At 70.8% G+C, this 14,260-nt stretch carries 16 protein-coding genes; 4 read left to right on the forward strand and 12 right to left on the reverse strand.

The genetic code is table 11. The features are described from left to right. Positions 1 to 120: 120 nt before the first annotated feature. The 3 genes from ACZ6QO_RS08730 to ACZ6QO_RS08740 form a co-directional block, all read right to left on the reverse strand. Positions 121 to 972: an LLM class flavin-dependent oxidoreductase gene (locus ACZ6QO_RS08730; RefSeq protein WP_465848999.1), complete on the reverse strand. Its 852-nt coding sequence runs from the start codon at positions 970 to 972 to the stop codon at positions 121 to 123. Between the two features lie 132 nt (positions 973 to 1,104). Further along, a complete protein-coding gene (locus ACZ6QO_RS08735) occupies positions 1,105 to 1,695 on the reverse strand; it encodes a TetR/AcrR family transcriptional regulator (RefSeq protein ID WP_465849001.1) in 591 nt (196 codons plus the stop codon). Between the two features lie 98 nt (positions 1,696 to 1,793). Continuing rightward, positions 1,794 to 2,372 (reverse strand): GNAT family N-acetyltransferase, encoded by a 579-nt coding sequence (locus ACZ6QO_RS08740; protein ID WP_465849002.1) that lies wholly within the window; start codon positions 2,370 to 2,372, stop codon positions 1,794 to 1,796. Positions 2,373 to 2,438: 66 nt separating this feature from the next. On the opposite strand from ACZ6QO_RS08740, the gene ACZ6QO_RS08745 reads away from it, so the two are divergent. After that, complete coding sequence (locus tag ACZ6QO_RS08745) at positions 2,439 to 2,930, forward strand: winged helix-turn-helix transcriptional regulator (RefSeq protein ID WP_465849004.1); 492 nt, start codon at positions 2,439 to 2,441, stop codon at positions 2,928 to 2,930. Between the two features lie 15 nt (positions 2,931 to 2,945). Here ACZ6QO_RS08745 and ACZ6QO_RS08750 read toward each other — a convergent pair whose 3' ends face one another. Further along, positions 2,946 to 3,599: a VC0807 family protein gene (locus ACZ6QO_RS08750; RefSeq protein WP_465849006.1), complete on the reverse strand. Its 654-nt coding sequence runs from the start codon at positions 3,597 to 3,599 to the stop codon at positions 2,946 to 2,948. Positions 3,600 to 3,814: 215 nt separating this feature from the next. On the opposite strand from ACZ6QO_RS08750, the gene ACZ6QO_RS08755 reads away from it, so the two are divergent. Next, positions 3,815 to 4,639, forward strand: coding sequence for an SURF1 family cytochrome oxidase biogenesis protein (locus ACZ6QO_RS08755; RefSeq protein ID WP_465849008.1), 825 nt, complete (start codon positions 3,815 to 3,817; stop codon positions 4,637 to 4,639). Between the two features lie 120 nt (positions 4,640 to 4,759). After that, entirely contained in the window at positions 4,760 to 5,959 is a 1,200-nt protein-coding gene (locus ACZ6QO_RS08760; protein WP_465849009.1) for an amidohydrolase family protein, read from the forward strand. Positions 5,960 to 5,978: 19 nt separating this feature from the next. On the opposite strand, the gene ACZ6QO_RS08765 is transcribed toward ACZ6QO_RS08760, so the two are convergent. From ACZ6QO_RS08765 to ACZ6QO_RS08775, 3 genes are all read right to left on the reverse strand, one after another. Then, complete coding sequence (locus ACZ6QO_RS08765; RefSeq protein WP_465849011.1) at positions 5,979 to 6,341, reverse strand: YkvA family protein; 363 nt, start codon at positions 6,339 to 6,341, stop codon at positions 5,979 to 5,981. 161 nt (positions 6,342 to 6,502) lie between these two features. Next, positions 6,503 to 7,480, reverse strand: coding sequence for an LLM class F420-dependent oxidoreductase (locus ACZ6QO_RS08770; protein WP_465849013.1), 978 nt, complete (start codon positions 7,478 to 7,480; stop codon positions 6,503 to 6,505). Positions 7,481 to 7,668: 188 nt separating this feature from the next. After that, a complete protein-coding gene (locus ACZ6QO_RS08775; protein WP_465849015.1) occupies positions 7,669 to 8,343 on the reverse strand; it encodes a TetR/AcrR family transcriptional regulator in 675 nt (224 codons plus the stop codon). Positions 8,344 to 8,684: 341 nt separating this feature from the next. On the opposite strand from ACZ6QO_RS08775, the gene ACZ6QO_RS08780 reads away from it, so the two are divergent. Further along, positions 8,685 to 9,617 carry a hypothetical protein gene (locus ACZ6QO_RS08780; protein ID WP_465849016.1) on the forward strand — a complete coding sequence of 311 codons (933 nt, stop codon included), beginning with the start codon at positions 8,685 to 8,687 and terminating at the stop codon, positions 9,615 to 9,617. A 335-nt stretch (positions 9,618 to 9,952) separates the two neighbouring features. Here the strand turns inward: ACZ6QO_RS08780 and ACZ6QO_RS08785 are convergent, their stop codons facing one another. The 5 genes from ACZ6QO_RS08785 to ACZ6QO_RS08805 all read right to left on the reverse strand — a co-directional run bounded on the left by ACZ6QO_RS08785 (position 9,953) and on the right by ACZ6QO_RS08805 (position 14,188). Next, positions 9,953 to 11,068, reverse strand: coding sequence for an aspartate-semialdehyde dehydrogenase (locus ACZ6QO_RS08785; RefSeq protein WP_465849017.1), 1,116 nt, complete (start codon positions 11,066 to 11,068; stop codon positions 9,953 to 9,955). Then, the gene (locus ACZ6QO_RS08790; RefSeq protein WP_465849019.1) at positions 11,065 to 12,339 is read right to left on the reverse strand and encodes an aspartate kinase; all 1,275 of its coding nucleotides are present in this window, start codon (positions 12,337 to 12,339) and stop codon (positions 11,065 to 11,067) included. Before ACZ6QO_RS08790 ends, ACZ6QO_RS08785 begins: the two co-directional genes overlap by 4 nt. A 373-nt stretch (positions 12,340 to 12,712) precedes the next feature. Continuing rightward, positions 12,713 to 13,243, reverse strand: coding sequence for a DUF5063 domain-containing protein (locus tag ACZ6QO_RS08795; RefSeq protein ID WP_380838899.1), 531 nt, complete (start codon positions 13,241 to 13,243; stop codon positions 12,713 to 12,715). Next, the gene (gene recR / locus ACZ6QO_RS08800; RefSeq protein ID WP_465849021.1) at positions 13,236 to 13,835 is read right to left on the reverse strand and encodes a recombination mediator RecR; all 600 of its coding nucleotides are present in this window, start codon (positions 13,833 to 13,835) and stop codon (positions 13,236 to 13,238) included. Before recR ends, ACZ6QO_RS08795 begins: the two co-directional genes overlap by 8 nt. Positions 13,836 to 13,840: 5 nt before the next feature. Then, on the reverse strand, positions 13,841 to 14,188 hold the full coding sequence (locus ACZ6QO_RS08805; protein ID WP_465849022.1) for a YbaB/EbfC family nucleoid-associated protein: 348 nt from the start codon (positions 14,186 to 14,188) through the stop codon (positions 13,841 to 13,843). Between the last annotated feature and the right edge of the window lie 72 nt (positions 14,189 to 14,260).

Genomic DNA, 14,260 nt, shown 5'->3' on the forward strand with positions numbered 1-14,260 from the left:
TGAGAACCGTCTCACCGACAAACTTTATTGTCAAGACTATTCGAGCTTTCGGTGAGAGCGCGTGTGGGAACCCACCGCCGGCGGGACGGCGTCACGGGGACGAAGGGCGGGTGACGGCGTTCAGGGCAGGCTGTCGGCGATGCGCTCGACCTGGCCGGGGTCGGCGGACCAGCAATAGAGCATGACCTCGTCGGCCCCGGCGTCTCCGAAGGCCGTGACGGCACGCCGGATCTCCGCGGGCGTGGTGAGCATGCCCTGGACGACCTTGTCCCGGTAGCCGCCGAAGTCGTAGTACGCGTGGATGGCCCGCCTGGCCGCGTCCACGACCCGCTCGGGGCCGAGGACCGCGTTGGCCTGCGCGACGAGGCGGGGACGGCCGTCGCGCCCGGCCACCCGCCACGCGCCCTCCACCATGCGGAAGAACCGGCCCATGTCCTCTGGGCCGAACATCGCTCCGACGAACCCGTCCCCGTAGTGGGCGACGCGGTCGGCGGTCGCGGGGACGAACCCGCCGAAGAGCACCTCCGGACCGCCCGCGCGGGCCGGAGCGGGTCCGACCGGCCCGGCGCCCTCGCCGTACGCCTCGCCCGCCCACAGGCGCCGCATCGTCCTGATCTGCTCGTCCAGGCGGCGGCCACGGCCGTGGTAGCCGACTCTCGCGGCGCGGAAGTCGTCCTCGCGCACGCCCACGCCGACCCCGAGAGTGAGCCGGCCGCCGGACAGCCGGTCCAGGGTCGCGCACTGCTTGGCGAGCAGCGCCGTCTGCCGCAGCGGGGCGACCAGCACCTCGGTCATCAGCCGGATGCGCGAGGTGGCCCCGGCGAGGGCCGCGAGGGTCACCAGCGGCTCGGGGTTGTCGTACACGATGCGGTCGAGAAGGCCGAGGGTGGAGAACGGGCCGGCCTCGGCGCGGCACGCCCAGGTGCGCAGGGCCTCGATGTCGCTTACGGGCAGGCCCAGGCCTACGTCCATGGCGCTCGCTCCCGTCCTGTGGCGGCTACCGGAATGGTGCGGGACGGGGTTTGTCCACTCTAGGCCCCTGGCGAGCGCGCCGCCCGCGGGCGCGCCGAGGCGCGCCTGGTCGGACGGGCCGGGTGGCTCCGGTCAGACGAGGCGGAGGCTGAGCCAGGCGGCTTCGCCGAGGGCCTTGATCTCCTCGTCGGTCGGCTGGTGGGCCCCGGAGAACCAGAGGCGGCACATCTCGGTGGCCGGGCCGAGCCACAGCACGTAACACATGGTGGGATGCACCGGGCGCAGCACGCCGTCCTTCATGTGCGGGCGCCACCAGTCGGACACCTGGCGGAAGAAGGCCCGCCGCGACTCGGCGACCTCCGGGCCGCCCGGCTCCTCGCGGCGGGGCGGGCGCTCGCTGATCAGGATGCGGGCCCGCTCGGGATGCTGGCCGCACCACGCCATGTGCATGGCGACGATCGCCTCGATGCCGGCCTGGGCGCTTTCGTGCCGGCACAGTTCGTCGACGAAGGCGCGCTGGTACATGTTCTGGATCTCGGAGTAGAGCACCCCGAAGACGTGTTCCTTGCTGGCGAAGTGGTGGTAGAAGCTCCCCACGCTGACGCCGCTCTCTTCGCGGAGGCTGGCGAGCGTGGTGGCCGAGACTCCGTCCTGGCTGAAGCGGCGCAGGGCACCCTCGATGATGCGGGTGCGGCCGTCTCGTCCGTTCTTCGCGGTCTTCACGGTTTCAATGGTGACTCAACAGAACGTTGTTCTGCAAACCCCGCAACCAACCTATCCTAACGACCTTGACCGAGGCCCGTGTCCCGGGCTGCCGATTCTCAGCCCGCGGCGGAGGCCTCGATCGACGCGGCGATCTCCACGGCGCCGGACGCGACGCGCATCTCCGCGTGCGGCCACCACCGGCCGACCATGGAGAGCGCCTTGCGGTTCTCGCCCATGACGTCCATCGTCACCCGCTTCGCGCCGCGCGCCACGGCCCGCCGCAGGAGCGTGCGCACCAGCCTGGAGCCGAGCCCCGCCCCCTGCCACTCGTCCGCGACGACCACCGCGATCTCGGTCGACTCCTCAAGGGTGTAGCTCATCGCGTGCCCGATGACCCACTCGCCGCCGTCCACGGCCACCAGGATGTCGCGGGCCCCGCCGCAGGCGACCATGGCGCGCAGCAGCGCCCCGCCGGGACGGGTGACCCCGCCGAAGAAGCGCAGCGACCTGCTGCTCGGCGAGAGCCCTTCGACGAAGGCGCGCACCCGCTCTTCGTCGTCCATCCGGCTCGGCCGGATCAGCACGGCGGCCGCCCGGCCGGCGCGGGAGAGGGGCGCGGGCTCCGGGCCGGCGGAGAAGGCGGAGAGGACGGGGAGCGGGAGGGCCCGGCGAGCCTCCTCCTGAGTCTGAATCATAGACTCAGGGTCCCGTAGGCCCTCTGAGTCTGTCAACTAGACTTAGCTGTGTTGGAGGGAGGGAGAGTGAGCGCCTACGATGCCCCCATGTCCGGGCCGACTCCGTTCAGGGTGGACAACTGCTCGATCGAACGCACGCTCGCGATCGTCGGCGAGAAGTGGACGCTGCTCGTCCTGAGGGAGATCTTCAACGGCGTGCGCCGGTTCGCCGACATGCAGGCCGGCACCCGCGCGCCCAGGCAGGTGCTCAGCGCCCGCCTCGCGCGCCTGGTGGATGAGGGGTTGCTGCGCAAGGTGCCCTACCGCGAGCCCGGCAGCCGCCGCCGCGACGAGTACCGCCTCACGCAGAAGGGCCTCGACCTGTATCCGATCCTGGTCAGCCTGATGCACTGGGGCGACCGTTACATGGCCGACCCCGAGGGTCCCGCGGTCGTTCTGACCCACCGCGACTGCGGCTCCCCCATCGCGCTGGGCCTGCGCTGCGCGGACGGCCACGAGCTGTCCTCACCCCAGGAGGTCACCCCGCGCGTCGGCCCCGGCGCCCGCCGCGCCGGCTGACGGACGGCGTCGCGCTCACAGCCGCTGCTGTACGACCCGGAGCACTCGCTTGAACGCCAGCACGGAGGCGCCGGCGGCGAGGATCATGAGGACGGCCACGGCGGAGGTGCGGACGACCAGATAGGTCTCGATCGACTCGCTGAACAGCAGCCACAGGCTCAGCGTGCCGTTGACGAACTGGACCGTTCCCCAGAGCAGCGACAGACGGACGAAGAGCCGTCGCATCGCTGGGTGGTGGACGAGATGGTCGGGCAGCGGCACCAGGTCGGTGGTGACCCGCTCGATCAGCGGGCGCGGCGCGGCCGCCGTCGACAGGAAGGCCAGGCTCGCGCAGAACACGCCGAGCGTCGGCTGCAGGAAGTAGATGACCACGTCGCCGGTCACCAGGGCCAGCACCGCCCGCACCGTGATCGCGAGCATCGCCAGCAGCACGGTACCGGGCACCTCCTGCCGCCTGACCAGCCGCAGCGCGGCCCCGCCGTAAACCCACGCCACCGCCATCGCCAGCCCGCCGTTGACCCCGGCCACCAGCATCCCGGCGTAGAACACGGCCACCGGGAGGATCATGCTCTCCAGCGCGCGCGGCGCCGCGTGCCTGATGAGGACCGAGATCCTCGGCAACGCCGTGTGCTGTGCGGCGGGCGGCGACGCGAGAGTGGACGCGGTCATGTGCGAAACGGCTCCTGCGGGACAGAGCGACGTGCCGAGGACGAAATCGGTACGACCGTACGGCATGCCTCCGCCGTCCGCGAGTGGTTCCACGAGATCATGATCGGCCGCTGGACGGAGCTTCACCACGTACAAGGACGCGCATGGCGGGAGGTGGCCGGGTCCATCTCGTGGCCGGGTCGGGGACCACTCGCCGGCCTGCCTAGGCTGAATGCGTGTACCGGTTCCTCCTGAGGCCCCGCTGGCTGGCGTTCCACCTGCTGGTCCTGCTGCTCATCCCCGCCTTCGTCTTCCTGGGCAGATGGCAGTTCGGACGCTATGAGGAGCGCTCGGCGGCGAGCGAGCAGGCGAACCGCAACATCGCCGCCGCGGCGGTGCCCATCACCCAGTTGGACGGGCCGGGAGCGGACGTGCCCCCGGCGGTGAAGTTCCGCACCGTCACGGCCACCGGCCACTACGACGCCGCCCATGAGCTGCTCGTACGCCGCCGTCCGCAGAACGGCCGGCCCGGGTTCTACGTGCTCACCCCTCTCGTCACCTCCGGCGGCGCCGCGGTGATCGTCAACCGGGGCTGGGTCCCGATGGGCCCGACCGCCGACGCCCCTCCGGCGGTCCCTCCGCCGACCACCGGTGAGGTAACTGTCACCGGCCGGCTACGTCCGGCGGAGACCGAGGACAACACCGGCATCACCGACCGCGCCGGGCTGCCGCCCCGCCAGGTTCTTCTGATCGACACCGCGAAGCTCGGCCGGGCGATGCCGTACAAGCTCTTCGGCGGCCACGTCGAGCTGGTCGGGCAACGGCCCGCGGCCACCGCCGCGCCCGACCCGGTGCCCGAGCCCGACCTGGGCGGTGGGGGCGGCCTCAACCTGGCCTACGCCGTGCAGTGGTGGCTGTTCATCGGCATCGCGATCGGCGGCTGGTTCACGCTGATCCGCCGCGAGGCGCGCGACCTGGAAGCCGAACGCGCGGCCGCGCCCGGCTCCGGCGACGTCCCCACCGAGGACGACAACCGTCCCATGACCGACCGCTTGTCGTAATCGTCACACTTTGCGGTAAGGCCGTTCTACGACGCCGGACGCCGCTGTGCGCGCGAACGGATACCGATCGGAGACCTCCCAGCTTGTCTGGTGTTATTCCTGCGGCATACGGTTTTCCCTGTGAACTCATCGCTGCCCCCTGACCCCGAGCCGAGGCGGCGAGATTATGTGATCATCAGCGTCGACGATCACCTGATCGAACCGCCGGATCTTTTCGAGGGCCGGCTTCCCGAACGGTACGTCGACATGGCTCCCAAGGTCGTCGAGACCGACGCGGGCCATCAGGTGTGGCGGTACGGCGGCGCCACCTACGCGTGCGCCGGCATGGACGCCGGCGCGGGGCTGCCCCGCGACCAGTGGACGCTCGACCCGGTGCGCTTCGAAGAGATGCGGCCCGGGTGCCACGACATCGAGGCGCGCGTCAAGGACATGGACATCGCGGGGGTGTGGGCGGCGCTCAGCTTCCCCGGCATGCTCGCCGTGCAGTCGGGCATGGCCTTCGCCAAGACCCGCGACCAGGATCTCGGCCTGGCGCTCACCCGCGCCTGGAACGACTGGCACTGCGACGTCTGGGCCGGCACCTATCCCGAGCGCATCATCGCCCTCCAGCTCCCCTGGCTGCCCGACCCCGAGATCGCGGCCAAGGAGATCAGAGCCAACGCCGCCCGCGGGTTCAAGGCGGTGGTCTTCCCCGAGTTCCCGACGCGGCTGCGGCTGCCGTCCATCCACACCGGCCACTGGGACCCGTTCTTCGCCGCCTGCGAAGAGACCGGCACGGTCGTCTGCCTGCACACCGGCGCCTCGTCGTGGTCGCCGGTGCCCTCGCCCGACACGCCCATCGAGGCCATCACGACCATGATCCCGGCGAGCGCGATGTTCGCCTGCGCCGACTGGCTGTGGTCGGGCATCCCGCTGCGCTTCCCCAAGCTGCGCATCCTCATCGTCGAGGGCGGCGTCGGCTGGCTGCCCATGCTCGCGGCGCGGGCCGACTACGCCCTGGACCACCCGGTCGCCGACGAGGCGACGTGGGAGGGCGGCCTCAAGCCGAGCGAGGTGCTCCGCCGCAACTTCTACTTCGGCACGCTCGACGACTACGCCCTGTCCGGCGTGCGCCTGGCGGTCGGCCTGGAGCACGTCCTGCTCGAAAGCGGCTACCCGCGCTCCGAGTCCACCTGGCCGGACGTCCAGCAGGCGCTGGCCCGCAACCTGGGAAGCCTGCCCCCGGCCGACATCGGCAGGGTGGCGTACGGCAACGCGGCCCGTCTGTTCGGCCACCCCTTGCCGTCGCGCGCCTGGCTCCTGCGCGAAGGCGAAGACTGACCTCGCCCGTCCCCCGGGTTCAGGTGACCTCGCCGCGGACGACTTCGGAGACCTCGCCGTGCAGCCGCCGGCGCTCCCAGTCGACGTAGCGGCCGCTCTCGCTCAGCAGCGAGGTCATCAGCCACAGGAACGCGCCGAAGTCGTCGGCGACGCCGATCAGCGGCAGGAAGTCGGGCAGCACGTCGATCGGCGAGACGATGTAGAGCACGCCGAGGCCCATCAGGGCCAGCTTGCTCTTGCCCAGATCGCGGTACTCGCCGCGCAGCGAGCCCCCGATCATCCTCGGCAGCGCCCTGAGGCGCGCCATCAGGCCGGGCGAGCCCGGGCGGCTGACGTCCCGGTAAGCGCGGTAGGCCGCGGCCGCGCGTCCAGCCTTGGTCATGAGGGCCACCTCCGTCTGTGCCACGGTCACACGCGCACGGTCGGGTCGCGTCGACTCACGCCACTACCCCGCCCCGCACCCCGATAACGCCCGCCCCGCGTCGCGGAGTTCCGCCCAGGTCGCGCCCGCGGACTTCCGCCGAAGTGAGCCGGGAGTTCCGCTCAGGTCGCGGCGGGAGCGGCGGAGGCGGCCGGAGCGAGGTCCCGGACGGCCTGGGGGATGGGGACGTGGTCCGTCTTGATCGGAGCCAGCACGGGCGTCGTGAGGCCGTTGTCGACGTACTCCTGGACGCGCGCCCGGCAGGTCGCCGCGTCGCCGTGCACGATCAAGGCGTCCACGACCTCGTCCGGGATGGCGTCGACGGCACGCTGCCGGTCGCCCGCCGCCCACGCCTCCTGCATGGGCCGCAGCACCTCGCCCCGCCCCAGCCATTCGTGGAAGGCGCCGTACACCGGCACGGTCAGGTAGGCGGCCAGCATCCGCTTGCCCAGCTTCCTGACCCTCTCGGCGTCCTCGCTGACGCAGACGAACAGGCGGGCGATCAGCTCGGTCTCCGCGCCAAGCTCGGCGCGCACCTTGCCGACGTCCTGCGGCGAGAGCCAGTTGGTGATGGCCCCGTCGGCCTCCTCCGCCGCCAGGCGCAGCATGCGCGGGCGCAGGGCGGCCAGCACGATCTTCGGCGGCGCCTTGGGCGCCCGCTCCAGCCGGAAGCCCTTGACCTCGAAGGTCTCGTACTTCTCTGTGACCTTCTCACCCGTGAGAGCCTTCTTGAGGAAGCGCAGGGTGTCGCGCGTCCTGCCGTACGGCTTGACGAACTCGCCGGCGTTCCACCGCTCCACGATCGCCGGGGACGAGGCGCCGATGCCGAGGACGAAACGCTCGGGCGCCAGGTCGGCGAGCGTCGCGGCCGACATGGCGAGCAGGCCGGGGCCGCGCGTGGACACCGGGATGATCGCGCTGCCCAGCCGGAGCCCGGGAGCCCAGTCGGCGGCCAGGGCCAGCGGGACGAAGCCGTCGTTGCCACTGACCTCCGCCGACCAGGCGTCGGTGTAACCGAGCCCCGGCAGCTCGGCCACCAGCTCCTTGGACTCGGCCATGGTGCGGTCGAAGAACGGGATGGTGATACCCCAACGCTTCACTGTCCACCTCCTGACGGCCGACCATACCAACCGGACGGTATGGAGCGCATCAGCCTGTCCAGCCCGTCCGCGCCCCGTTCCGCGTCCCGACGATCTCGGGCGACGCCCGCTTGCTCGCGCCGCGGCACGATGATCCGATGCGGCGCCGCGGCACGACGCCCGGCCCGGCGGACGCCGGCCGGACGGCGCTAGCCGCGCAGTTCTCGCATGGCGGTGATGAAGTCCTTGGTCACCCCACGCAGGCCCGGCAGATGGGACAGGCCCACCAGCCGGTCGATCAGCGGCACCATGACCTCGATCAGCCGGTACGTGCGCTCGCACCCCGGCGAGGTGTCGTGCACCCAGAACAGCACCACGCCCAGCGAGGACAGCCACAGCAACTCGGGCAGCTCCTCGCGCAGCTCCGCGTCGATGCGGTCGGAGGAGCCCTCCACGACCTCGCGGTAGATGCCGATGGCCGCCTCGCGGGCGGGCGTCGACTCTCCGCTGAAAGGACTCAGCGGATTGCTGGGCTCGGAGGCGTGCTTGAAGAACTTGACGGCGAACCCGTGGTACGGCTCGGAGACCTCGACCCACGCCCGGAGCACGCCGCTCAGCCGGGCCGCGAACCTGCGCTCGCTCGCCAGCAGGTCACGGCACGCGGCCTCGTGCTCACATTGCGCCCGATCGTAGTAGGCCTGGACCAACTGCTCTTTCGACGCAAAGTAGTAGTAAGCGTTTCCCACGGAGACGCCCGCCTCGGCCGCGATGGCCCGCATGGTCGTCGCCTCGTACCCTCGCTCCCGGAACAGGCGCAGAGCCGTCTCGACGATGACCTCCCGGGTCTTTTCTCCCCCACGCGCTCTCGGCGTCGATTCGACCACGTGGCCACTGTACGGCCCGAAACCCTCCATGGTCACAGACGCACAGCATGGCCGCCATTTTCCCACCAAAACACGCAGAGTAGTGGAGTCAGCGCTCAGGGCGGGTGGGATAGATCCTCTGGCGGAGGGGCGCCCTGCGACAGAGGATCAATATGGGTGTGCATCCATGCACTCGGGGGCCCGCGTGGCTTGGTGCCTGCGCGTTGCTCGCCGTGCAGATCACAGTGACGGCGCTGGGATCGGCGGAGCCCGCTTCGGCGGCGACTCCGCGACCGGGCGGTACGGCGGGGTTCCGCGTTGTACCCGAGAAGGCGTACGGGCCGACCGGCTCACTGGCGGAGGTGACCACGAAGACGGCGCGCGCGCCGTTTCCACAACAAGCCACACACGACCGAGCCACCCTCGCGCGCGACGCCCTCGACCAGACCGCCCTCGGACGCCGCGCCCTCGACCACCTCGCCGCACCGGGACGGGCGACGCCGCAGGCGGCGGTCCCGGATTCGGCGCTGCGCCGGGCGACCGGCCGCCGGACCACCGCCTCCTGGCGGGCCGAACCCGCCCGGCGGCCGGCGGCGTCCCCGCAAGAGACCGCCGCCTCCGGCCAGGCCACGAGCGCCCGGCGCATCACAGCGGCCCGGCGCATCGCGGCGGCCCGCAGAACCGTGCGCGCCCGGCAGCCGGACGTAGCCCCGAAGCTCGCGCCCGGCCGCCGGACCGTCTCACGGCAGGCCGCGGTGATCCGCCGGGCGCCTGTCGGGCGTAGTGCCGCGGCCGCGCGTCGTGCGCTGCCCTCGCTGCGCGCGGCCCGGCGCATCGCCAAGGCCGCCGGGACGGTCAGCCCACTGCTGTGGAAGCAGCATCGCCTGTACCAGGCCGTCCGGCTCCAGCACCCTCAGGCGGCGCGGCGCCTGCGACACGCTGGCCTGCGGTGGCGGTCGTCGGGCAACTGCGTCAACCGGCGCCGATCGTCCTGCACCTCGTTGTCCAACGTGCGGCTGCAGACCTTGTGGGGCCTGGTGAACCTCAAGCGGCGCAGCGGGTGCGACGTCCTGGTCACCGGAGGCACCGAGATCGGCCATGCCGGCGGGTCGTACAGCCACGGCAAGGGCTACAAGATCGACATAGCCCACAACCGGTGCATCGACCGGTTCATCAGGAGCAGGCACAAGGGACAGGTCCGCGGCGACGGCGCCCGCCTCTACTACGAGAGGCGCCCGCAGGGCCACACCGTCTACGCCAACGAGCCGAGCCACTGGGACATCATGTTCCGCTGACCCGGCATGTTCCTGTCCTGTCCCGCGACGTGCTTTGACAGTGCAGTCCCAGGACATGCTTGACACCGGTGCCTTGTTCCGGCTTCTCGTGATGCGTCGCTGACCCGGCACGGCGGCGGGCCCGTCCGACCGAGCGAATCGAGCCGTCCGAGTCGGCGACCCGAGGGACAAGGTCGAGAAGCCGTCCTGACGCATCCGGCCCTGAGGGGCCGGATGCGTCTCATGCGGTCATCCCTTCTCCCGGTGCTCCCGGCATACGGCGAAAAGCAGAGCCGGATTGCCGGCGGCCCTCCGGCGCGGGACACTGGGCACGGTCGAGGTGAGTGAACACCGCATCAGCGGGCGGACAGCTCGGCGGCGACGAGCTCGGCTATTTCCGCGGTGTTCAGGGCGGCGCCCTTGCGCAGGTTGTCGCCGCAGACGAACATGTCGAGCGTGTTGGGGAAGTCGAGCGCCTGGCGGATGCGCCCCACGTAGGTCGGGTCGGTGCCGACGACGTCGGCGGGCGTGGGGAACACGCCGTTCGCCGGGTCGTCCAGGACGACCACCGTCGGCGCGGCCTCCAGCACCGCACGGGCGGTGGCGACCGTCACCGGCTCGTCGAAGGTGGCGTGCACGGCCAGCGAGTGCGTGGTGACGACCGGCACGCGGACGCAGGTGGCCGAGACCTTCAGGTCGGGGATGCCGAGGATCTTGCGGGACTCGTTGCGGACCTTGAGCTCCTCGGAGAACCAGCCGTCCTCCTTGAGCGAGCCCGCGGCGGGCACCACGTTGAACGCCAGCGGCGCCGGGAAGGGCGAGCCGACCAGATCGGGAACGGCCTTGCGGACGTCACCGGCCACGGTGCCGATGGTGCGGTTGCCCGCCACGGCGGCGATCTCGTCGTAGAGCCGCTCGGGCCCGGCGACGCCCATGCCGGAGACGGCCTGGTAGGACGCCACGACCAGTTCGCGCAGGCCGTACTCGCGGTGCAGCGCGCCGAGCGCGGCCATCATCGACAGCGTCGTGCAGTTGGGGTTGGCGATGATGCCCTTGGGCCGCTGCCGGATCGCCTCGGGGTTGCACTCGGGCACCACGAGCGGCACGTCGGGATCCATGCGGAAGGCGCCGGAGTTGTCCACGGCGACCGCGCCCCGGGAGGCGGCGACGGGCGCCCATTGCGCCGACACCTCGTCGGGCACGTCGAACATGGCGACGTCGACGCCGTCGAACGCCTCGGGCGAGAGCGCGACGACCTCGACCTCCTCGCCGCGGACGACGAGCTTCTTGCCGGCCGAGCGCGGGGAGGCGATGAGGCGGATCTCGCCCCAGACGCCGGGACGGCCGGACAGGATCTCCAGCATCACCGTGCCGACGGCGCCGGTGGCGCCGACGACGGCCAGGGTGGGCTTGGTGGGGTTCACCGCTCGGTCACTCTCCTCGCCGGCGCTGTGCCGCAGGTCGTCGCTCATCGTCCGGTACCTCCGTAGACCACGGCCTCGACCTGGTCGACGTCGAGGTCGAAGGCCCGGTGGGCGGCCGCGACGGCCGCGTCGACCTCGTCCTGGCCGACGATGACCGAGATGCGGATCTCGGAGGTCGAGATCATCTCGATGTTGATGCCGGCGTCCGCCAGGGCGCCGAAGAAGGTGGCGGTGACGCCGGGGTGGGAGCGCATGCCGGCGCCGATCAGCGACACCTTGCCGATCTGGTCGTCGAACAGGATCTTCTCGAAGCCGATCTGCTCCTGGATGCGCTTGAGGGCCGTGACGGCGGCCGTGCCGTCGGCCGACGGCAGCGTGAAGGAGATGTCGGTGCGCCCGGTGGCGGCGGCCGAGATGTTCTGCACGATCATGTCGATGTTGATCTCGGCGGTCGCGAGCGTTCTGAAGATGGCCGCGGCCTCTCCGACCTTGTCGGGCACCCCGACAACGGTGATCTTTGCCTCGCTCCGGTCGTGCGCGACGCCGGAGATGATCGGCTGCTCCATCTCGTTTCCTTCAGTGTTGGGATCGGAGACGACCCAGGTGCCTTCCTTGCTGCTGAACGAGCTTCTGACGTGGATCGGCAGGTTGAACCGCCGGGCGTACTCCACGCAGCGCAGGTGCAGGATCTTGGCGCCGCAGGCGGCCATCTCCATCGACTCCTCGTAGGAGATGCGAGGGATCTGACGGGCGGCGGGGACGATGCGCGGATCGGCGGTGAAGATGCCGTCGACATCGGTGTAGATCTCGCAGACGTCGGCCTGCAGGGCGGCGGCCAGCGCGACGGCCGTTGTGTCGGAGCCGCCCCGCCCGAGCGTCGTGATGTCCTTGGTGTCCTGGGAGACGCCCTGGAAGCCGGCCACGATGGCGATCTGCCCGTCGCGCACGGCGTCCTGGATGCGACCAGGGGTGACGTCGATGATGCGCGCCTTGCCGTGGGTGGAGTCGGTGATCACGCCGGCCTGGGAGCCGGTGAACGACCGCGCCTCGTGACCGAGGTTGGCGATGGCCATCGCCAGCAACGCCATCGAGATGCGCTCGCCGGCGGTCAGCAGCATGTCGAGCTCGCGCCCAGGGGGCAGCGGGGTCACCTGCTGGGCCAGGTCGAGCAGCTCGTCGGTCGTGTCGCCCATCGCCGAGACGATCACCACGACGTCGTTGCCGGCTTTTTTCGTCGCGACGATCCGCTGGGCCACCCGCTTGATGCGAGAAGCGTCGGCGACGGAGGAACCACCGTATTTCTGGACAACGATCGCCACGGGATGTCTCCCAAAGGTTCAGTATGCGGAGCTCACAGTCTACTGGGGGCTCCCCAAGCCCCCGCTGATTTAGCCCAGCATGTGGACAACCGACGCCGAGACCGCCGCAAACCGGACATGACCTGTGGACGACCCGTCAGCGTCCGAGACGTACGCGGACGAGCCCGGTCGCGGGACAGTGCGTAACGCATGCGGTCGCGGGACAGTGCGTAACGGGTCCGGTCGCCGGACATGCGTGCACGACCGGTTCGATCGCCGTACGCGCGCCGTGCCGACGCGGCCGCCCGCGCGGCCTCCAAGGGCCCCGGGCGGGCGGACATTGGTGGCGCGCAGGCGTACAGCGGTACCGCGGGCGGCGCGGCGCTTGGGCGGATCAGGCGGTGGTCGTCTCCTCGACCACGTCCAGGCGCGTGTGCGCCACCAGCGCCTGCAGCGCGCGCATGGCCGCGCCCGCGTGGTTGCCCCAGGTGTTGAAGTAGGAGTACTGCCACCACCACAGGGCCTCCAGCGGACGCCCCGCGCGGTAGTGGCCGAGCCCGTGGATCAGGTCGGCCGCGACGGCCGCCAGGTCGTCCGACAGACGGTAGGCGGTGACGCCGGTGTCCTTGTAAGGGTCGAAGACCTCGGCGTAGTCGTCCACAGGACCAAGACGCGTGGCGAGCGCCGTGCGCACCCCGTCGAGATCGGGGTCAGGACCGGTCGCCGGCTCGAAATTGCCCTGCAGGATCACGTCCTGGGCGGCTCCGAGCTGTGCGCCCGCCAGGCTTACCTGCGCGACCTCGACGAGCAGCATCGGCAGCATGGCGTCGCCGCCCTCGCCGCCCGCCAGCCTCGTCAGGCCATCGAGGTAGTTCTGCGCGTGCGCGGCGATGCGATCCGCCATGGCGTTCCACTCGTCAAACATCCAGCAGCCTCCGTCCTTCGAAAGCGCGGCCCAAGGTGACCTCGTCGGCGTACTCGAGATCTCCGCCCACTGGCAGACCGCTGGCCAATCGTGTCACTTTCAAACCCATCGGTTTCACCAACCTGGCCAGATAGGTAGCCGTGGCCTCCCCTTCCAAGTTCGGATCGGTGGCGAGGATCAGCTCGGTGACCTCCCCGTCGGCCAGCCGTGTCATCAGCTCGCGAATGCGCAGATCATCCGGGCCCACGCCCTCGATGGGGCTGATAGCCCCGCCGAGCACGTGGTAGCGGCCGCGGTATTCGCGCGTCTTCTCGATGGCGACGACGTCCTTGGACTCTTCGACGACACAGATGACATGGGGGTCGCGCCGGGGGTCGCGGCAGATGCGGCATTCCTCCTCGGCCGCGACGTTCCCGCAGACGCGGCAGAACCGGACGCGCTCCTTGACCTCCAGCAAGGCGTGCGCCAGCCGCTTGACATCGGCCGGGTCGGCGGACAGCAGGTGAAACGCTATGCGCTGCGCGCTCTTGGGACCGACGCCGGGCAGCAGACCCAGCTCGTCGATCAGATTCTGGACGACCCCTTCGTACATGGCGGTCAGAACCCCGGAAGCTGGAATCCGCCCCCGCCGAGGCCCTGGGCCAGCGGACCGAGCTTCTCCTGCTGGAGATCGGCCGCCGCGCGGACGGCGTCACGCACCGCCGCGATCACCAGGTCGGCGATCGTGTCGGCCGTGTCCTGCGGGTCACCGGAGTCGATGGCCTTCGGGCTGATCTTCAGTTCGAGCAGCTCGCCGCTGCCGTTCACCGTGGCGACGACCAGGCCGCCACCGGCGGTTCCCTCGACCTCCGCGTCGTTGAGCTCCTGCTGTGCCGTCGCGAGCTGCTGCTGCATGAGCTGCGCCTGCTCGAGCAACTGCTGCAGGTTGACATCACCTGGATTCACGATCGTGCGCTCCTCATGGCTTCGCGTGTGGCACGAGCCTACGGGGTTTGCCACGGATGTTGCACTGGCGCC

It is taken from the genome of Sphaerisporangium sp. NPDC049457 (assembly GCF_055586705.1).